At 71.5% G+C, this 18878-nt stretch carries 15 protein-coding genes and 1 pseudogene; 10 read left to right on the forward strand and 6 right to left on the reverse strand.

Features of this window, described 5'->3' with window-relative positions:
- Positions 1-15: 15 nt before the first annotated feature.
- The 3 genes from LGI35_RS30270 to LGI35_RS30280 are packed head-to-tail and all read right to left on the reverse strand — an operon-like array spanning position 16 to position 2953.
- Positions 16-1212 (reverse strand): lysophospholipid acyltransferase family protein, encoded by a 1197-nt coding sequence (locus LGI35_RS30270; RefSeq protein ID WP_227297357.1) that lies wholly within the window; start codon positions 1210-1212, stop codon positions 16-18.
- Positions 1209-2063, reverse strand: a complete 855-nt coding sequence (locus tag LGI35_RS30275; RefSeq protein ID WP_227297358.1) for a phosphatidate cytidylyltransferase — start codon at positions 2061-2063, stop codon at positions 1209-1211. The genes LGI35_RS30270 and LGI35_RS30275 overlap by 4 nt, the downstream gene beginning before the upstream one ends.
- Positions 2060-2953 (reverse strand): CDP-alcohol phosphatidyltransferase family protein, encoded by an 894-nt coding sequence (locus LGI35_RS30280; RefSeq protein ID WP_227297359.1) that lies wholly within the window; start codon positions 2951-2953, stop codon positions 2060-2062. Before LGI35_RS30280 ends, LGI35_RS30275 begins: the two co-directional genes overlap by 4 nt.
- A 52-nt stretch (positions 2954-3005) precedes the next feature.
- On the opposite strand from LGI35_RS30280, the gene LGI35_RS30285 reads away from it, so the two are divergent.
- On the forward strand, positions 3006-3566 hold the full coding sequence (locus tag LGI35_RS30285; protein ID WP_376690459.1) for a GNAT family N-acetyltransferase: 561 nt from the start codon (positions 3006-3008) through the stop codon (positions 3564-3566).
- Between the two features lie 251 nt (positions 3567-3817).
- Positions 3818-3958: a hypothetical protein gene (locus LGI35_RS30290; protein ID WP_227297361.1), complete on the forward strand. Its 141-nt coding sequence runs from the start codon at positions 3818-3820 to the stop codon at positions 3956-3958.
- A 12-nt stretch (positions 3959-3970) separates the two neighbouring features.
- Here LGI35_RS30290 and LGI35_RS30295 read toward each other — a convergent pair whose 3' ends face one another.
- The gene (locus tag LGI35_RS30295; protein WP_227297362.1) at positions 3971-5569 is read right to left on the reverse strand and encodes a purple acid phosphatase family protein; all 1599 of its coding nucleotides are present in this window, start codon (positions 5567-5569) and stop codon (positions 3971-3973) included.
- A 166-nt stretch (positions 5570-5735) separates the two neighbouring features.
- On the opposite strand from LGI35_RS30295, the gene LGI35_RS30300 reads away from it, so the two are divergent.
- A complete protein-coding gene (locus LGI35_RS30300) occupies positions 5736-6785 on the forward strand; it encodes a 3-isopropylmalate dehydrogenase (RefSeq protein WP_227297363.1) in 1050 nt (349 codons plus the stop codon).
- Positions 6786-7064: 279 nt separating this feature from the next.
- Positions 7065-8153, forward strand: coding sequence for a branched-chain amino acid aminotransferase (locus LGI35_RS30305; protein WP_227297364.1), 1089 nt, complete (start codon positions 7065-7067; stop codon positions 8151-8153).
- 36 nt (positions 8154-8189) lie between these two features.
- Here LGI35_RS30305 and LGI35_RS30310 read toward each other — a convergent pair whose 3' ends face one another.
- Positions 8190-9641, reverse strand: coding sequence for a cytosine permease (locus tag LGI35_RS30310; RefSeq protein WP_227297365.1), 1452 nt, complete (start codon positions 9639-9641; stop codon positions 8190-8192).
- 156 nt (positions 9642-9797) lie between these two features.
- Between LGI35_RS30310 and ureA the strand changes: the two genes are divergently transcribed.
- The 6 genes from ureA to cimA all read left to right on the forward strand — a co-directional run bounded on the left by ureA (position 9798) and on the right by cimA (position 17287).
- Positions 9798-10487, forward strand: a complete 690-nt coding sequence (gene ureA / locus LGI35_RS30315; protein WP_227297366.1) for an urease subunit gamma — start codon at positions 9798-9800, stop codon at positions 10485-10487.
- Positions 10484-12217, forward strand: a complete 1734-nt coding sequence (locus LGI35_RS30320; RefSeq protein WP_227297367.1) for an urease subunit alpha — start codon at positions 10484-10486, stop codon at positions 12215-12217. The genes ureA and LGI35_RS30320 overlap by 4 nt, the downstream gene beginning before the upstream one ends.
- Before the next feature lie 10 nt (positions 12218-12227).
- Positions 12228-13256 (forward strand): agmatine deiminase family protein, encoded by a 1029-nt coding sequence (locus tag LGI35_RS30325; RefSeq protein WP_227297368.1) that lies wholly within the window; start codon positions 12228-12230, stop codon positions 13254-13256.
- 76 nt (positions 13257-13332) lie between these two features.
- Positions 13333-13887, forward strand: a complete 555-nt coding sequence (locus tag LGI35_RS30330; RefSeq protein ID WP_227300595.1) for a TetR/AcrR family transcriptional regulator — start codon at positions 13333-13335, stop codon at positions 13885-13887.
- Positions 13888-14050: 163 nt separating this feature from the next.
- Positions 14051-15367, forward strand: coding sequence for an MFS transporter (locus tag LGI35_RS30335; RefSeq protein WP_227297369.1), 1317 nt, complete (start codon positions 14051-14053; stop codon positions 15365-15367).
- Between the two features lie 294 nt (positions 15368-15661).
- Complete coding sequence (cimA, locus tag LGI35_RS30340; RefSeq protein WP_227297370.1) at positions 15662-17287, forward strand: citramalate synthase; 1626 nt, start codon at positions 15662-15664, stop codon at positions 17285-17287.
- 78 nt (positions 17288-17365) lie between these two features.
- On the opposite strand, the pseudogene LGI35_RS30345 reads toward cimA, so the two are convergent.
- Positions 17366-18844: pseudogene (locus LGI35_RS30345) on the reverse strand (glycoside hydrolase family 30 protein); the annotation flags it as partial.
- Between the last annotated feature and the right edge of the window lie 34 nt (positions 18845-18878).

The raw sequence follows: 18878 nt of genomic DNA on the forward strand, positions 1-18878 counted from the left end.
CTGCGACCGGCCGCGTCAGCTCCAGCCCGCCACGATGAGCGAGAGGCCGACCGCGAAAGCGCCGCACAGCAGGCCCAGGTAGAGCCCGTAGAGCCGGCGCAGCCGGTGCACCAGGAAGCCGAACGCGCCGAACGCGAGCCCCACGGTGAGCGTGCGCGAACCGCGGGCACGCGCCGACTCGGACAGCCAGTTTGAGACGGGGGCACCCGCGCGGCCCGCCTCCTTCACGTAGACCTTGAAAGGGATGCCGTTCCAGGGCTGGTGGCGTACCGCCGACGCGCCCTCGACGGACAGTTGGTGACGGACCTCCGCCCGCATCCGGTCCGTCGTCAGGGGTGCGGGCAACGACACGCCCATGGAAGCCAGTTGGAGCGCGAGCAGGCCGCCCGCGAGGCTGCCCGCGAGCGCGGTGACGGACAGCTTCAGGGCCCGGCGCGGCACCGCCACGCACGCCACCGCGAGGAACAGCTCCGGCATCAGCGGCCAGCTCAGCGCCTCCGCGCACGCCCACGCGAAGGCCAGGAGCAGCCCGAGCCGTGCGCTGATCACGCGGGCCAGGACCTTGCGGACGCGGGAGTCCCGCAGCGGCTCCGCGACCGTACGGTCATGCAGCGCCGCGACCGCCTCACGGGCCTCCTCCGGAGTCGCCGTGTACGGGAGCGGCTCGCCGATCCGCACCCGGACCAGGGACGGGCGCAGCCTGCCGTGCTTGGGCAGCAGCCGGTCGGTGCCCGCGATCCCGACCGGCACGACCGGCACGCGCGCGTGCTCCGCCAGGACCAGCGCGCCCCGGTGGAACGACCCCAGCTCACCCGTACGCGCGCGCGTGCCCTCGGGGAAGAGGACCACGGCGCGGCCCGCGCGCAGCGTGTCCGCCATGCCGAGCAGGTCGTCCATGCCCCCGCCCGAGCGCCGCACCGGGAACCCGGCGGCGAGGCGGCTGCAGATCCGGCTGCGCCAGGGCGAGGCGAACCAGTAGTCGGCCGCCGCACCGATCGCGGGCGCGTGCGACCCGTCGAGCGCGGCGAGCAGTGCCGCGGTGTCGGCGTGCGAGCTGTGGTTGGCGACCACGACGCAGCCGCCGCGCGGGAGCCGGCCCCGGCGCTCCACACCGCCGGTGAGGGTGAGGACGAGCCACCACAAGGCGTGGCGAAGCCGGGCGGCCGCACGGGTCGGGCGCACACGGGCCGCAGCGGTCACGGTCGTCGTCACAGGGTCACCACCATCACGAGGAGCAGGGCCACGAGGAGTGAGTCGATACGGTCGAGGAGCCCGCCGAAGCCCGGCAGCCAGCTGCCCGCGTCCTTCACGCCCGCCTCGCGCTTCACCATCGACTCGACGAGATCGCCGAGGACGCAGCCGGCCAGGACGGCCGCCCACAGGACCGGCGTGAACGCGCCGACTGCCGCGAGCGCGGCGGCAGTTGCCGCAGCGGCGCCGACCACACCCGCCCACGTCTTGTTGGGGGACAGCGGCGAGAGGCGCCGCGCGAGCGGCCCTCGCCGGCCGAGCGCCGTACCGCCGCACCACGCGCCCACGTCGCCGAAGGCCACCGCGACGCCCACCGCGAGCGCCGTGTCGCCGAGCAGCACCAGGCCGCTGAGCGACACCGGGATCCACAGGAGACCGAAGAGCGTGCGCGACGCGCGCGTGAAGCCCTGCTCGGCGTCGCCCGCGCAGACCGCCGCGAGGACGGCGAGGACGAGCAGCGCTCCCGTCGTACGGGGGTCGGGCCCCGCAAGTGCCGCTCCGGGTACGGCGATTGCCGCGGCGACCAGTACGGCCCGCTCGGCGCGGGGCAGGCCGGCCATCCGCGCGTACTCACCCACGGCGACCACGCCGAGCCCGGCCGCGAGCACGAACGCGCCCGCGCGGCCCACGAAGAAGGCCCCGATGAACAGCGGCGCGGACAGTGCCCAGGTCCGCCACCGCCTGCGCAGCTCGGCCCGCATCCGTACCCGGGACGGCAGAGAGGCGACGGCGACACCACCCGCCCCGAGGACCCCGGCCACGACCGGCACGGCCCGCCCGGCCACCTCTCCGGCGACGAACACGGCGCTCATCGGGTGCCCCGCAGCTGCGTGCCGTGGTCCGCGGGGGACTGCGAGCGGGTGTGCGTGATGCCGCCGGACACCTCGCCGGTGTCGAGCGGGAGGCCTCGGCGGGCGGGCTTCGGGGGGAGAGGGCTCGGCCTGGGGGAGGGGGCCGGGGCCGGACGGCGACCGGTGGCCGGGGACGCGGGCTCCGCCACCCGTGCCACAGGCTTCTCGCTCGCCACAGCCCTCTCCGTAGCCGCATCGCTCTCTGTAGCCATGCCCCTCTCCCCATCCGCAGTCCGCTCGATGGCCACAGCAGCCGCGGCAGCCACAGCCGCCTCAGGCTTCCCAAGCGCCCTCCACACCCACACCGCCCGCACCACCGCTGTCACCGCGGATCCCGCCGCGACGACCGCGAGCACCGGTACCGCCCAGCCCGAGGCCGCGGCCACGACCGCGAGGAGGCAGCGCTCCGTCTTGCCGACCGGGCCGCCGTTGCGCCGGGGCGCGCCCGCCGCCGCGCCCGCCAGCGAGACCCAGGAAGGGAGCGTCGCCGCGAACGCCGCCGCGGCCACCAGCCACAGCGGTGCCAGCGGCAGGAAACCCGCGATGACGAGCAGGTCGGCCGCGCGGTCACCCAGCTCGTTCAGGAGCGCGCCGCGCCGCGTCGTGCGGCCGGTGTCGCGGGCGAGCGCGCCGTCCAGGTTCGCGAAGGCGAGCCGCCCCGCGAGCAGCACCGCCACGGGAAGCGCGGCCGACGGCGCCGGCAGCCACGCGAGCGCCGCCGCCGCGCCCGCGGCGCACACGACACCGGCCGCCGTCAGGGCGTCGGGCGAGACCTGCCGGGAGGCGAGCGCGCGACGCAGGCCGGAGAGCCGGTCCGCGTACCAGGGCTTGAGAGCGTAGAGGCCGTTCATGAGGACGACTGTGCCGCCGCGGACGCGGCGTGAAATCGGCACGCGTACTCAAATGGCGCGTGAGTACGGTGTCCCGGTGACCACACTGAGCACCGCACACACCGCCGACCTCACGCGAGCCGAACTCCGGTGCGTGCGCGCCCTGTTGGACGACGCCTTCGACGGCGGCTTCAGCGGCGACGACTGGGACCACACCGTCGGCGGCGTGCACGCCCTCGTGCGCGACGGCGCCGGTGACCTCGTCGCGCACGGCTCCGTGGTGCAGCGCCGGGTCGCGCACGCGGGCCGCTCGCTGCGCACCGGCTACGTCGAGGGCGTCGCCGTCCGCGCCGACGCGCGCAGGAGCGGTCTGGGCGGGCAGGTCATGGCGGCCCTGGAGCGGGTGATCGACGCCGCCTACGAACTGGGCGCGCTGTCGGCGTCGCCCGACGGGGCCGGGCTCTACCGGGTGCGCGGCTGGGAACAGTGGCAGGGCGCTTTCGCCGCGTACGGCCCCGACGGGCCGGTGCCGCTGCCGGACGACGAGAGCGCGCCGTACCTGCGCCGCGTCGGCGCCGCACTCGACCCGGCCCAGGCGCTCCTCTTCGACTGGCGGGGCGGCGACATCCTCTGAGCCCGGGCCGCGGCTGACCCCGGCGTGAAGTCGCAGGTCGCCGTGACTCCCGTCTCAGATAGTAGGAAGTCCGAGTAATTGTGGAGACAGAAGCGGGCTCCTCGCTTAGCTTGGTAGGAGCCGAACGTCTCGCTCGATCCAGCGAATGGCGGTCGTGAGCTGAGCAGAAGGCAGGCAACCCCTGCGGCTCCAGGCTCCCCGCCTCTTCCGGCGCCTCGAAATCCCAAGTGATCTCAAGGAGTCGATCTCTCATGGCCACAGCGACGCCCGTCCGCCGCCGAGTCCGTCACACATCGCCGTCCGATTCAGACCGCAAGAACGCCGCCGCCGCCCTGCAGCGAGCCCTCGACCGCAGGGACAACGGCGGCGAGACGGGGCACGAGAGCCGTTAGGGCCCCCGGCCCCTACGGCTGTGTGCCGCGCCTGATCTCGAAGTAGTCGATGCGCTCGCCGCTCTCGGCCAGTGCGGAGACCTTCAGTGTCGGTGTCACGCCCGCCCCGCCGGTCTCCGCCTCCACCGCGAGGAACGAGAAGCCGGTGTACCGCACCCGGGACCACTCCACGGTGTCCGGGTCCGGCAGGCGTGACTTCGTCCAGTGGAACGTCACGATCGACTCGCGGTCGTGGACATGCCCCTCGTAGCTGTCCTCGACCCCGATGCCGAACCCGTAGAGGTCCTTGCCGGCGCCGCCCGCGGTGACGTACACGATGCCGTCGCGCGTCGGATCGGTCGACGCGCCGACCGGCACCGGCTTGCCCACCTCTCCGTCCTTGATGGCGTCCGTGCGCTCGTAGACGTGGTTGTGCCCGTTGATCACCAGGTCCACCTGGTGCTCGGCGAAAAGCGGCACCCACGCGGCGCGCACCCCGCCGTCGGAGGCGTGCGTCGACGTCGAGTACGCGCAGTGGTGGAAGAAGACCACCACGAAGTCGATGTCCTTACGCGCGCGAAGCTCGCCGAGCCGCCCGGCCAGCCACGCGGTCTGCTTCCCGTCCGTGTAGCCCTTGTTGGCGGGAATTTCGTACGAGACGTCGTTCGCGTCGAGCGCGACAACACCGACGTTCCCGTACACGAAGGAGTAGGCGCCCGGCGCGTTCCGCGGGTCCGGGCCGTTGTCCGGCAGGGTCCAGCGGGCCGACTGGCCGCCGTACCCGTCGGGGGAGTACCAGGCCTCCATGTCGTGGTTGCCGGTCGTCACCATCCACGGCACCGACTTCGCGACCGACTCCGTCTGCGCGAGGAACTGGTCCCACACGCGCGCGTCGTAGGTGTCCGACTCCTTGCCGTGCCCGCTGCTGTCGGCGTAGCAGATGTCGCCCGCGTGCAGATGGAACGAGGGGTTCTGGCCCAGGATCAACTGGTCGTTGGCGAGCGCGTCATAGCTGACGCCCTGGTCGCCGAAGGCCGTGAAGACGAACTTCTCCGCCTTCGCCGGAGCCGTGCGGAACGAGCCGATCGTCGCGATGCGCTCCGCGGACGCCGGGTCGAAGCCGTCGTGGCCCACTCCGTAGTAGTACGTCGTCCCGGGCGTCAGACCGTCCAGGGCCGCGTGCAGATAGAGCTGCTCGACCGCCGGGAGCTTCTTCGACAGGCTCGGGGTGTGCAGCGCGCGCACCTCCGCCTCGATCTTCCGGCTGAGGTCCCAGGGCTTGAGACCCACCCGTACGAACGGCTTGCGCACCGCGAACGGCACCTGCCAGGAGATCCGCATCTGCGTCTTCGGGTCGGCGCCGAAGGCCAGATGGCGGGCGAAGGGCGCGACGAGGGAGCCGTCGACCTGCACGGCCGCCGAGCGGACGGGAACGGCGGGCGAGGTGGCGGCGGAGGGCGCCGCGTACGCCGAGGAGGCCGAGCCGCCCAGGAGGGTCAGACCGCCCAGGCTCGCCGCGGTCCCGGTCAGCGCGCGCCGTCTGCTGAACCGGGCCCGCAGGTACTCGTGCTGCTCCGGCATGCTCAGACGGCGGGCCAGCTGCTCGGGAATGCCGACGTTTGGTGTGTCCATGGGAAGAAAACTTCCCAGTAACAACCAACAAGGGCCATACCTGCGGGTGAACAGATATCGACCGCGCGGCGGCCCGTACGGCAGACCCCGGGGCGGCCCGCACCACGTCTGTCCGAATGGCGGACAGCGAGTGTCATCCCATGGGACGCCGAAGTAGGGTGCCCGTATGTCGGCTAGCTCTCGCATCCTCAATCTCGCAGTGATCCCCGGTGACGGCATCGGCCAGGAGGTCGTGGCCCAGGGGCTCAAGGTCCTCGGCGCCGTCCTCCCGCAGGATGTGAAGCTGGAGACCAAGGAATACGACTTCGGCGCCAGGCGCTACCACGCGACCGGTGAGACCCTCACCGACGCCGATGTCGAGGCGCTCAAGCAGCACGACGCCATCCTGCTCGGCGCGATCGGCGACCCCTCGGTCCCGTCCGGCGTCCTCGAGCGCGGCTTCCTGCTCAAGCTCCGCTTCCTCTTCGACCACCACGTCAACCTCCGCCCGAGCAAGCTGCTCCCGGGTGTGGCGACGCCCCTCAAGGGCCAGCCGGAGATCGACTTCATCGTGGTCCGCGAGGGCACCGAGGGTCCGTACACGGGCAACGGCGGATCGATCCGCACCGGCACCCCGCACGAGGTCGCCACCGAGGTCTCCGTCAACACGGCGTTCGGTGTCGAGCGGGTGGTCCGTGACGCCTTCGCCCGCGCCCAGGCCCGCCCCCGCAAGAAGCTCACGCTGGTCCACAAGAACAACGTGCTGTCCTTCGCGGGCCACCTCTGGACGAACATCTTCAACAAGGTGGCCACGGAGTTCCCCGAGGTCACCACGGACTACCTGCACGTGGACGCGGCGACGATCTTCCTCGTCACCGACCCCGAGCGCTTCGACGTGATCGTCACCGACAACCTCTTCGGCGACATCATCACCGACCTCGCCGCCGCCGTCTCCGGCGGTATCGGCGTCGCGGCCTCCGGGAACATCAACCCGTCCCGCGAGTTCCCGTCGATGTTCGAGCCGGTCCACGGCTCGGCCCCCGACATCGCCGGCCAGGCCAAGGCCGACCCCACGGCCACGGTCCTGTCCGTGGCGCTCCTGCTGCGTCACCTCGGTTACGAGGCCGAGGCCGCCCGCATCGAGGACGCCGTCTCCGCCGACCTGGCCGAGCGCGGCACCAGCGTGCGGTCGACCGACGAGATCGGCGACGCGCTCGCCGGACGAGTAGCCGGCTGACCCGCCGCTCTTAATGCACTTAAGCAGCCGCCGGGTCGCATCCGCACCCGGCGGCTTCACCTTTGCGGTCCCCGGGTGCCACCATCAACCCCAGGGCCGCACCTCACGCACGACCCGTACGGGCCGTTTTCGTCCATCGGACCCCACGCGCGATAATCGAACGTGGGGCCGCGGTGAACGCAAAAGCTCGGACGACCAAGTAGTTGGGGAGTTCGCGCTTCCAGCTGCGCGAGCGTGAAAAGCGGTCCGTCACACACAACCGGTGAAGGACACGCAACCATGACGACGCCCACGATCGAGCTCAAGCCCTCCTCGACCCCGCTGTCCGGCGCGGAGCGCGAGGCGATCCTGGCCAACCCGGGATTCGGCCGCCACTTCACCGACCACATGGTGACGATCCGGTGGACCGAGGGCCGCGGCTGGCACGACGGGCAGCTCGTGCCCTACGGACCGCTCGCCCTCGACCCGGCGACGAACGTCCTGCACTACGCGCAGGAGATCTTCGAGGGCCTCAAGGCCTACCGCCAGCCCGACGGCACCGTCGCCACCTTCCGCCCCGAGATGAACGCCAAGCGCTTCCAGGCCTCGGCGCGCCGCCTGGCCATGCCCGAGCTGCCGGTCGAGACGTTCATCGAGGCGTGCGACGCGCTGGTCCGGCAGGACATCGCGTGGGTCCCGGCGCACGGCGGCGAGGAGTCCCTCTACCTGCGCCCCTTCATGATCGCGACCGAGGTCGGCCTGGGCGTGAAGCCCGCCAACGAGTACCTCTTCATCGTGATCGCCTCGCCCGCGGGCGCCTACTTCGCCGGTGGCGTCAAGCCGGTGTCGATCTGGCTGTCCGAGGACCGCGTGCGCGCCGTCCCCGGCGGCATGGGTGACGCCAAGACCGGCGGCAACTACGCCGCGTCCCTGCTCGCCCAGGCCGAGGCCGCCGCCGAGGGCTGCGACCAGGTCGCCTACCTCGACGCCGTCGAGCACAAGTGGGTCGAGGAACTGGGCGGCATGAACCTGTACTTCGTGTACGGGGACAAGATCGTCACCCCCGAGCTGACCGGTTCGCTCCTCGCGGGTGTGACCCGTGACTCGCTCCTGTCGGTCGCCCGCGACCTGGGCTACGAGTCCGTCGAGAGCCGCGTCTCCATCGACCAGTGGCAGGCCGACTCGGAGAACGGCACGCTCACCGAGGTCTTCGCCTGCGGCACCGCGGCGGTCATCACGCCCGTCGGCACCGTCAAGCGCGCCGGTGCGCAGTGGGCCCAGTCGGGCGGCGAGCCCGGCGAGGTCACGCTGAAGCTGCGCGAGGCGCTGCTCGACATCCAGCGCGGCACGAGCGCGGACAAGCACGGCTGGATGCACCAGCTCGGCTAGAACCGGCTCGTGAGCACGGCTGCAACCCGCTCGCGCTCAGCCTTCACCACTCGTGACCAGGGCCGCCTCGGACTTCTTGTCCGCGGCGGCCCTGACGCGTACCGAGCGCACCTCGCGTGCCGTCAGCGCCAGATACGCGGCGCCGCCGACCAGGCCCGACAGCAGGAAACTGCAGTCCACGCCGCCCGTCAGGGAGAGCAGCGGGCCCTCGTACGACGGCAGGGACACCGCGAGCAGGCCGACGAAGGCGCCCAGGGCCCAGGAGACGGTGGCACGCGGGTTCCAGCCGTTGCGGTACCAGTAGACGCCGCCGCGCGAGCGCCGGTTGAAGACCTGGAGCGCGTCCGCGTCGTAGACGCCGCGGCAGCGGACGAAGCCGATCAGGGTGATCACGGCCCAGGGGGTGCCGATCGCGGTGAGGAGCAGGACGAACGACGTCATGGCGTCCTGCGCGGCCCACGCGAAGTGGCCGACGAAGACGCAGACCGTGGCGACGCCGGCGACCGTGTAGGTCGCGGCCGTGCGGGAGGCGCGGGGCAGGATCGCGTCCAGGTCGAGGCCCATGGAGTAGAGCATCAGACCCGCGTTGCCGACCGAGCCCGCGGAGGCGGCGAGCAGCAGCGGGATCAGGTACCAGGTGGGCGAGGCGGAGACGAGCGAGCCCGCGTAGTCGAGGGCGGCGCGGGCCGCGTACGCGGTGAACGTGCCGAACAGCTGGGGCGTGAGCAGGCCGACGATCAGGCCGAGCCAGGTGGCGCGCAGGACGCTGCGCTGGGAGTGGCGGGCCGGGGACACGTAGCGCGTGTAGTCGCCGAGGAGCGTGATGAAGGCGATGGGGCCCGACAGGCCGGCCGCGACGAGGGCGAGCAGCCAGGTCGGCCAGAACGAGCCGAGGAGGTAGCCGCCCGCGGCCGGCAGCGGCGCCGTCGTGAAGTGCGGGGCGTACGCGGCGACGCCGAGCGCCAGGAGCGCGGTCATGCCCACGGCCAGGACGCGCGAGAGGCGCAGCAGGACGCGGTAGCCGTAGACCGCGCCGATCACGGTGGCGGCGGCCAGGAGCGCGTAGACGGCGCCGTAGGTGAGGCCCGACTCGGGCACGCCGAACAGGCGGTGCAGGACGCCCGTCATCGCGTCGCCGCCGATCCACACGGTCAGCGCCGTGTAGCCGAGCGACAGGAGCAGGCCGACGACCGAGCCGACGAGCCGGCCGCGGACGCCGAACTGGGCGCCGGACGACGTCGACAGGTTCGTGCCGGTGCGCAGGGAGACCAGGGCGAGCGGGGCGGTGAGCGCGGTGCCGAGGAGCGTGCCCGCGACGACGGAGGTGACCGAGGCCCACCAGCCGAGTCCGAACGACACGGGCAGCCAGCCGAAGACGATCACCCCGAGGCAGAGGTTCGAGCCTAGGAGGATCGAGACGATGTCCCGGGGACCGCTGGTGCGTTCCTCGTCGGGGATGGTGTCTACACCGCGCTGTTCTATCGCCATGGGGGACCCCTGATCTTTGCGTCGTTGCATCGGTCACGTCGGGTGGTTTAGAGCAGCGTTCAATGTGACTCATCACAAGCTGGCACGTCAATGTTTTCGAGTTGTGAATCGTATGGTTAGAGTGAAGTTCTAAACCTGTACGGGAGGTGTGGTGGCGTGCGTCTGACCCCCACGGAACGCGATCGGCTGCTGCTGTTCGGGGCCGCGGAACTTGCCAGGGCCCGGAAGGCCCGGGGCCTGCGGCTCAATGTCCCCGAAGCGACGGCCCTGATCGCGGACACGGTGTGCGAGGCGGCCAGGGACGGCCGGCGGCTCGCCGAGGCCATCGAGGCGGCGCGCTCCGTCCTCGGCCCCGACGATGTGCTCCCCGGCGTCTCCGACGTCGTGACGGAGGTGCACGTCGAGGCCGTCTTCGACGACGGGTCGCGGCTCGCCGTGGTCAGCGACCCGATCGGCTCATCGCTGGGCGACGAGGCGCCGGGCGCGCTGCTCCCGGGCCCCCAGCACAGCGACCCGCCGGCCACGGTGACGCTCACGGCGACCAACACGTCGAGCGTCCCCGTCTCCGTCACCTCCCACTTCCACTTCTTCGAGGCCAACCCGCGGCTCGACTTCGACCGCGCGGCCGCGTACGGCATGCGGCTCGCCGTCCCCGCCGGGTCGTCGGTGCGGTTCGGGCCGGGGGAGAGCGCCGAGGTGGGCCTCGTGCCCATCGGCGGCGCGCGCGTCGCGATCGGCTTCGCCGGACTCGTCGACGGCCCGCTGGACGCGCCGGGCGCCAAGGAGGAGGCCCTGCGCAGGGCAGCCGCCTGCGGATATCTCGGAGTGAAGGGAACGGGCGCATGAGCAGGCCCACCAAGCACAGCGACCACTGCGCGCCGGGCAGCCGGCACATCGACCCGCGCGCGTACGCCGCCACGCACGGCCCGCGCGCCGGTGACCGCGTCCGCCTCGGCGACTCGGGCCTGACCGTCCGCGTCGAGTCCGATTCGCAGGCGTACGGCGACGAGTTCCTCGCCGGGTTCGGCAAGACGGCCCGCGACGGACTGCACCTCAAGGCCGCCGCCGTCCGCGAGACCTGCGACGTCGTGATCAGCAACGTCCTCGTGATCGACGCCGTGCAGGGGATCAGGAAGGTCTCCATCGGCATCCGCGAGGGACGGATCCACGCCATAGGGCGCGCCGGCAACCCGGACACCCTCGACGGGGTCGACGTCGTCGTCGGCACCGGCACGTCCATCGTGTCCGGCGAGGGCCTCATCGCCACCGCGGGCGCCGTCGACACCCACGTGCACCTGCTGTCGCCGCGCATCATGGAGGCCTCGCTCGCCTCCGGCGTGACCACGATCATCGGCCAGGAGTTCGGGCCCGTGTGGGGCGTGGGCGTCAACTCGCCCTGGGCGCTGCGCCACGCCTTCAACGCCTTCGACGCCTGGCCCGTCAACATCGGCTTCCTCGGCCGGGGTTCGTCCTCGCACGACGCCCCGCTGATCGAGGCCCTCGCCGAGGGCGGCGCTTCCGGTTTCAAGGTCCACGAGGACATGGGCGCCCACACCCGCGCCCTCGACACCGCGCTGCGTGTCGCCGAGGAGCACGACGTCCAGGTCGCCCTGCACAGCGACGGCCTGAACGAGTGCCTGTCCGTCGAGGACACGCTCAGGGTCCTCGAAGGCCGCACCATCCACGCCTTCCACATCGAGGGCTGCGGCGGCGGGCACGTACCGAACGTGCTGAAGATGGCGGGCGTCCCGAACGTCATCGGGTCGTCCACCAACCCCACGCTGCCGTTCGGCCGCGACGCCGTCGCCGAGCACTACGGCATGATCGTCTCGGTCCACGACCTGAAGACCGACCTGCCGGGCGACGCCGCCATGGCCCGCGACCGGATCCGCGCCGGGACGATGGGCGCCGAGGACGTCCTGCACGACCTGGGCGCCATCGGCATCACGTCGTCCGACGCGCAGGGCATGGGCCGCGCGGGCGAGACCGTGCGCAGGACCTTCGCCATGGCCGGGAAGATGAAGGCCGAACTCGGCCCGATCTCCGGCGACGGCGAGTACGACGACAACGCGCGTGTCCTGCGCTACATGGCGAAGCTGACGATCAACCCCGCCATCGCGCACGGCCTGTCCCACGAGGTCGGCTCCATCGAGGCCGGCAAGCTCGCCGACATCGTGCTGTGGCGGCCCGAGTTCTTCGGTGCCAAGCCGCAGCTCGTCCTGAAGTCCGGCTTCCCCGCGTACGGCGTCGTCGGCGACCCGAACGCGGCCACCGACACCTGCGAACCCCTCGTCCTGGGGCCGCAGTTCGGGGCGCACGGCGCGACCGCGGCGGACATCTCCGTCGCCTTCGTCGCCCAGGCCGCCCTCGACCAGGGCAACGACAAGATGCCCACCCGCCGCCGCCGCGTCGCCGTTCGCGGTACCCGCGGCATCGGCCCCGCAGACCTGCGCCTCAACTCGCGCACCGGCTCCATCGACGTCGACCAGGCCACCGGACTCGTCACGCTCGACGGCGACCCGGTCCGCTCGGAACCGGCCGACTCCGTCTCCCTGAACCGTCTCTACTTCCTGTGAGGACCCGCTCATGAGCAGCTTCCACATGCCCCCCGAGTGGGCCCCGCACGAGCGCACCTGGATGGCCTGGCCGAGCCCCAACCCGACCTTCACCAACGACGAGGAGCTGGCCGAGGCCCGCGAGGCCTGGGCGTCCGTCGCCCGCGCCGTACGCCGCTTCGAGCCGGTGACCGTGATCGTCGCCCCGGGCCAGAGCGACTCGGCCCGCGCGCTCCTCGGCGACGACATCGACCTCGTCGAGCGCGAACTCGACGACGCGTGGATGCGCGACATCGGCCCCACGTTCGTCGTCGGCGACGGCCGACTCGCCGCCGTGGACTGGACGTTCAACGGCTGGGGCGCCCAGGACTGGGCCGTCTGGGAGCACGACGCGAAGATAGCCCGCCACATCGCGGACCTCGCCGGCGTGCCCGTCCACTCCTCCTCCCTCGTCAACGAGGGAGGAGGCATCCACGTCGACGGCGAGGGCACCGTGCTCCTCACCGAGACCGTGCAGCTCGACCCCGACCGCAACCCGGGCCGCACCAAGGCCGAGGTCGAGCAGGAGATCCACGCGAGGATCGGCACCACCAAGGCGATCTGGCTGCCGCGCGGCCTCGCCGGCGACTACGGCGTCTACGGCACCCGCGGCCACGTCGACATCGTCGCCGCGTTCGCCGCGCCCGGCGTCGTCCTGGTCCACTCGCAGCAGGACCCCGCCCACCCCGACCACGAGCTGAGCAAGCAGATCGTCGCCCAGCTCAAGGGCGAGACGGACGCCAAGGGCCGGCCCCTGGAGGTCGTCGAGGTCCCCGCGCCGACCGTCCTCAAGGACGACGAGGGCTGGGTCGACTACTCGTACATCAACCACTACCTGTGCAACGACGGCGTCGTCCTGTGCTCCTTCGACGACCCGAACGACGAGGTCGCGGCCGGGATCTTCCGGCGGCTTTTCCCGGACAGGACCGTCCAGCTCGTGGACGCCCGTACGATCTTCGCCGGGGGCGGTGGCATCCACTGCATCACCCAGCAGCAACCCGAGATCACGCCCGCACACTGAAAGACCCGCAGGAGTCCCCGTGGCCCAGGCCCGCCGGAAGAACGCCCCTCCGCGCGAAGAGGTCCTCGCCGCAGCCATGGAGATGATCGCCGAGCGCGGCCTGGAGAAACTCACCATGGCCGCGCTCGGCCGCGAGGTCGGCATGAGCAGCGGCCACCTCCTCTACTACTTCGGTTCGAAGGACGAACTGCTCCTGCGGACCCTGGAGTGGAGCGAGGGGCGCCTGGGCGCGGAGCGGGCCCGGCTGCTCTCCGGTGGCGGCACGGTCCGCGAGCGTCTCGACGCGTACGTCGACCTGTACGTCCCCGACGCCCAGGGCGACCCGCACTGGACGCTGTGGCTGGAGGTCTGGAACCGCTCGCAGAACGCCGAGGCCGACGGCGACGCGCGCGAGCGGCAGGCCGCGATCGAGCTGGCCTGGCACCGCGACCTCGTCGCTCTGCTCGCCGAGGGCACCTCACGCGGCGAGCTCCCGCCGCTCGACCCCGACCGGTTCGCGTCCCGGCTGCGGGCGCTGCTCGACGGCTTCTCCATCCATGTCGCGATCGGCCTGCGCGGCACGGACCGGGCCCAGATCCTGTCCCACGTAAGGGAGTTCCTGGACGAGGCGCTGGCCGAGAAGCCCGCGTAGCCCTCCGCGGCATCTGACGTCCCGTACGGGACGTCTTCGTGCGCCGCGCCCGCCGGCCGACCGTCCCCGGGGCGCTCCATGAACACTATGAACGCAAGTACGCATGATCGTTGCGTGTTACACCCTTGTCATGGAGCGAAGCATTCCGGCACCGTGGCCGCCCATGGGACGAGAGCAATGGAAGAAAATCCTGGTCGGGTCGGCCGGGAACATGGTCGAGTGGTTCGACTGGTTCGTGTACGCGAGCTTCGCCACGTACTTCGCGGGGGCCTTCTTCCCCGACGGGAACCCCACGGCACAGCTGATGAACACGGCCGGCATCTTCGCCGTCGGCTTCTTCATGCGGCCCGTGGGCGGCTGGCTGCTGGGCAGGGTGGGTGACCGCAAGGGCCGTAAGGCGGCGCTCACCCTGACGGTCACGCTGATGTCGGCGTCCGCCGTCCTCATCGCGATCGCGCCCACCTACGCGGTCGCCGGGTACGGCGGCGCCGTCGTCCTGCTCATCGCCCGCCTGCTGCAGGGCCTCTCGGTCGGCGGCGAGTACGCGGCCAGCGCCACCTACCTCACCGAGGCGTCCGACCCGAGCCGCCGCGGCTTCGCGTCCAGCTTCCAGTACGTCTCCATGACCGCGGGCCAGATCGTGGGTCTCGGCCTCCAGATCGTCCTCCAGCGCACCCTGTCCGACGACGCGCTGCACAGCTGGGGCTGGCGCATCCCGTTCGTCATCGGCGCGCTGGGCGCCGCTATCATCTTCTATCTGCGGCGCAACATGCTGGAGACCGACGTCTACGAGGAGTCCGCCGACGACGCGGGCGCCGACAGCAAGGGCACCCTGACGGCGCTGTGGGCGCACAGGCGCGAGGCGTTCCTCGTGATGGCCCTGACGATGGGCGGCACCGTCGCGTACTACACGTACACGACGTACCTCACCAAGTACCTCTCCAACTCCGCCGGTCTGAGCAAGGAGACCGCGACGCTCGTCTCGTTCTGCGCGCTGATCGTCTTCGCCTGCATCCAGCCGCTCGCGGGCCGGCTCTCGGACCGGATCGGCCGCCGCCCGCTCCTGATCACCTTCGCGGTCGGCTCCACCTTCCTGACCGTGCCGATCATGACGATGCTCAAGCACGCGGGTTCCTTCTGGCCGGCCCTCGGCCTCGCCCTGCTCGCCCTCGTCGTCGTCACCGGCTACACGTCGATCAACGCGTGCGTGAAGGCCGAGCTGTTCCCGACCGGCATCCGCGCCCTCGGCGTCGCCCTCCCGTACGCCATCGCCAACGCGCTCTTCGGCGGCACGGCGGAGTACGTGGCCCTGTGGTTCAAGGACGCGGGCCTGGAGTCGGGCTTCTACTGGTACGTCGCCGGGTGCGCCGCCGTGTCGCTGATCGTCTACCTGACGATGCGCGAGACGAGGGACATCGACCTGAACCGGGTCGCGGCCACCGCCCCCGAGACCACGCAGCGCACGGCCGAGGCGGTCTGAGCCCACATCGTGAGACCACGGTCCGGGCCACGCCCGGGCTGTGGCACACTGCCGATGTGCTCTCGTTCGCCATGATTATTGGCAGCAGGCGCGCCGGTCCGCAGTGACCGCCACGTACGACCACGTACGGGCGGACATCGTCGTCTCGACCCGCGCGCAGACCTCTCGCACCCGCGAGGGGTTTTTTCGTTTCCTGGCCCACCTCAAGCCAGGACCGGAGCGCGAGGGATCATAGGGGGACGGTGGAGCCGGTCATTCCGGTAGACCGAGATCCGACACAGGAGCCAGATCAGCATGACGGACGCAACCGACGACCATTACCCCGCTTCCCGCGTCGACGACGACTTCCACGTCTTCGACACCACGCTGCGCGACGGCGCTCAGCGTGAGGGCATCAATCTGACCGTCGCGGACAAGCTGACCATCGCCCGGCACCTGGACGACTTCGGCGTGGGCTTCATCGAGGGCGGCTGGCCCGGGGCCAACCCCCGCGACACCGAGTTCTTCGCCCGCGCCCAGCAGGAGATCGACTTCAAGCACGCGGAGCTCGTCGCGTTCGGCGCCACGCGCCGCGCCGGCTCCAAGGCCTCCGAGGACCCGCAGGTCAAGGCACTCGTCGAGTCCGGCGCCCCGGTCGTGACCCTGGTCGCCAAGTCGCACGACCGCCATGTCGAACTGGCCCTGCGCACCACCCTCGAGGAGAACCTGGAGATGGTCCGCGACACCGTCTCCTACCTGCGCGAGCAGGGCCGCCGCGTCTTCGTCGACTGCGAGCACTTCTTCGACGGCTACCGCGCCAACCCCATGTACGCCAAGGCCGTCGTCACGGCCGCGCACGAGGCGGGCGCCGACGTGGTCGTCCTGTGCGACACCAACGGCGGCATGCTGCCCGCCCAGGTCCAGGCGATCACCGCCACGGTCCTCGCCGACACGGGGGCCCGCCTCGGCATCCACGCCCAGGACGACACCGGCTGCGCCGTCGCCAACACCCTCGCCGCCGTCGACGCGGGCGCGACCCATGTGCAGTGCACGGCCAACGGCTACGGCGAGCGCGTCGGCAACTCCAACCTCTTCCCGGTCGTCGCCGCCCTGGAGCTGAAGTACGGCAAGAAGGTCCTCCCCGAGGGCGCGCTGCGCGAGATGACCCGCATCTCCCACGCCATCGCCGAGGTCGTCAACCTCACGCCCTCCACGCATCAGCCGTACGTGGGTGTTTCCGCGTTCGCCCACAAGGCCGGTCTGCACGCCTCGGCGATCAAGGTCGACCCGGACCTCTACCAGCACATCGACCCGGATCTGGTCGGCAACCGCATCCGCATGCTCGTGTCCGACATGGCGGGCCGCGCGTCCATCGAGCTCAAGGGCAAGGAGCTCGGCGTCGACATCTCCGACGACCGCGAGCTCGTGGGCCGCGTCGTCGAGCGGGTCAAGGAGCGCGAGCTCAAGGGCTACACGTACGAGGCGGCCGACGCCTCCTTCGAACTCCTCCTGCGCGAGGAGGCCGAGGGCCGCGCCCGGCGCTACTTCCGTGTCGAGTCGTGGCGGGCCATCGTCGAGGACCGCCCCGACGGCAGCCACGCCAACGAGGCGACCGTGAAGCTGTGGGCCAAGGGCGAGCGCATCGTCGCCACGGCCGAGGGCAACGGCCCGGTCAACGCCCTCGACCGCGCCCTGCGCGTCGGCCTGGAGCGGATCTACCCGCAGCTCGCCAAGCTGGAGCTCGTCGACTACAAGGTCCGCATCCTGGAGGGCAAGCACGGCACGTCCTCCACGACCCGCGTCCTGATCTCCACGAGCGACGGCGCGGGCGAGTGGTCCACCGTCGGCGTCGCCGAGAACGTCATCGCCGCGTCGTGGGGCGCCCTCGAGGACGCCTACACGTACGGGCTTCTGCGGGCCGGGGTCGAGCCGGTCGAGTAGAGGCAGCACAGGCGAGGACGCCGGAGGGGCCGCGGTCGGCCCCTCCGGCTCTCTGTTGCCCCGGCTGCCGCTTCGCTACCAGGTGAAGGTCGCCGAGGTCTTCGCGGGCAGCGCGTAAGTGGCGTGCTGCCCGCCCCAGTTGACGGTCACCGTCTTCGCGGACGTGCCGCCGTTGTACGCGATGAGCGCCTTCGAGCCGTCCGGGTTGCGCCAGGCGACGTTCGGCACGGCCGAGCTGCCGGTCGACGCGATGCGCTGGGCGCCCGGCCGGACGAACGTCGTCAGATGGCCCATCGTGTAGTACTCGACGGTGTAGTCGACCTGCCCGCTGCGCCCGTCACCGTTGTGCACGGTCACGAGCCCCGTGCAGGTGCCGCAGCCGCCGTTGTGCGGGCCCATGTTCTGGTCCACGGCCAGCGACCACTTGGTCACCGACTTCGCCCAGTTGCGGGTGTAGTCGACGATGTTGAGCATGTCCTCGCGCTGCTGGTCGGCGATCCACGTGCCGCCCGAGTGCTCGGTCCCGAAGGCGTCGAGCTGCGGGTAGCGGTCGTGGATCGCGCTCTGCTCGGCGACGTCGCCGCCGTAGCCGTGCCACGCGATCCCCCCGAAGTTCGGGTGTGCGCGCACCGCCGCGTCGTCCACGGTCTGCGCCGCGTAGCCGTCGTAGGTGTCCCAGTTCCAGTCGTGCGCGAGGACCTTGGTGGTCAGGCCGGCGGCCGCCAGTTTCGGCAGCAGCTCGCTCTTGGTGAAGTAGGCGAGCCCCGAGGCGTTCCAGCTCATCGAGGGGTAGCCCCCGCAGCACGTCGGCTCGTTCTGCGCGCTGACGTAGTCGACCGGGACGCCCTGGTCCCGGTACGCCTGGAGGTACTTCACGAAGTACGAGGCGTAGGTGCCGTAGTCCTCTGCTTTCAGCCAGCCGCCGTTGAGCTGTCCGCTGTCCTTCATCCAGGCCGGCGCGGTCCACGGGGAGGCCATCACGGTGACCTTCGGGTTGAGCTGACGGGCCTGTTTCGTGAGGGGCAGGACGTCCGCGAGGTCGTGGGCGACGGAGAACTCGGAGAGGTCGGGATCGGTCTGCCCGGCGGGCACGTCGTCGAACGTGTAGCCGTGACGCGCCAGGTCGGAGCCGCCCATCGGGTTGCGCAGGAACGACAGGCCGATGCCGTCGGTGGGGGAGAACAGCTTGCGCATCGTGGCGTCGCGCGTGGCCGGTGACAGGGCGCCGCTGCTGTTCATCAGCCAGGCCGCGGTGTCCGTGAACGAGGCGCCGCCGCCGGTGAAGGTCTGGTACCGGGTGTTCTCGTCGACGGTGATGTTCTCGCCACCGCCGCCCGTGCCCGGCTGGAAGGCGAACGGGGCCTGCTGTTCGAGACCGCGGACGACATGGCGTCCGCCGGCGTCGTCCGTCGTGGTCAGCCAGGCCGTGACCGGCTCGCCCGCGGCCTGCGCGGGGGAGGCCACGAGCCCGGTCAGGCCCGCGGTCGTGAGCAGCCCTGCGGCGAGCAGCCGGGCCGCCCGGCGCGGGCCCGAACGGGGTCGTCTGGGGGTTCTCATGGTGCGCCGCCCTTCTGTGGGGGGTGAGGAGATG

Origin of the sequence: Streptomyces longhuiensis, from assembly GCF_020616555.1 — a bacterium.
GTDB classification, from domain to species: domain Bacteria; phylum Actinomycetota; class Actinomycetes; order Streptomycetales; family Streptomycetaceae; genus Streptomyces; species Streptomyces longhuiensis.

Coding starts and splice junctions, on each gene's coding strand:
- LGI35_RS30275 (WP_227297358.1), bottom strand. CDS start 2,063: ATGAGCGCCGTGTTCGTCGCCGGAGAGGTGGCCGGGCGGGCCGTGCCG.
- LGI35_RS30280 (WP_227297359.1), bottom strand. CDS start 2,953: ATGAACGGCCTCTACGCTCTCAAGCCCTGGTACGCGGACCGGCTCTCC.
- LGI35_RS30285 (WP_376690459.1), top strand. CDS start 3,006: ATGGCGCGTGAGTACGGTGTCCCGGTGACCACACTGAGCACCGCACAC.
- LGI35_RS30290 (WP_227297361.1), top strand. CDS start 3,818: ATGGCCACAGCGACGCCCGTCCGCCGCCGAGTCCGTCACACATCGCCG.
- LGI35_RS30295 (WP_227297362.1), bottom strand. CDS start 5,569: ATGGACACACCAAACGTCGGCATTCCCGAGCAGCTGGCCCGCCGTCTG.
- LGI35_RS30300 (WP_227297363.1), top strand. CDS start 5,736: ATGTCGGCTAGCTCTCGCATCCTCAATCTCGCAGTGATCCCCGGTGAC.
- LGI35_RS30305 (WP_227297364.1), top strand. CDS start 7,065: ATGACGACGCCCACGATCGAGCTCAAGCCCTCCTCGACCCCGCTGTCC.
- LGI35_RS30310 (WP_227297365.1), bottom strand. CDS start 9,641: ATGGCGATAGAACAGCGCGGTGTAGACACCATCCCCGACGAGGAACGC.
- LGI35_RS30320 (WP_227297367.1), top strand. CDS start 10,484: ATGAGCAGGCCCACCAAGCACAGCGACCACTGCGCGCCGGGCAGCCGG.
- LGI35_RS30325 (WP_227297368.1), top strand. CDS start 12,228: ATGAGCAGCTTCCACATGCCCCCCGAGTGGGCCCCGCACGAGCGCACC.
- LGI35_RS30330 (WP_227300595.1), top strand. CDS start 13,333: ATGGAGATGATCGCCGAGCGCGGCCTGGAGAAACTCACCATGGCCGCG.
- LGI35_RS30335 (WP_227297369.1), top strand. CDS start 14,051: ATGGGACGAGAGCAATGGAAGAAAATCCTGGTCGGGTCGGCCGGGAAC.
- cimA (WP_227297370.1), top strand. CDS start 15,662: ATGACGGACGCAACCGACGACCATTACCCCGCTTCCCGCGTCGACGAC.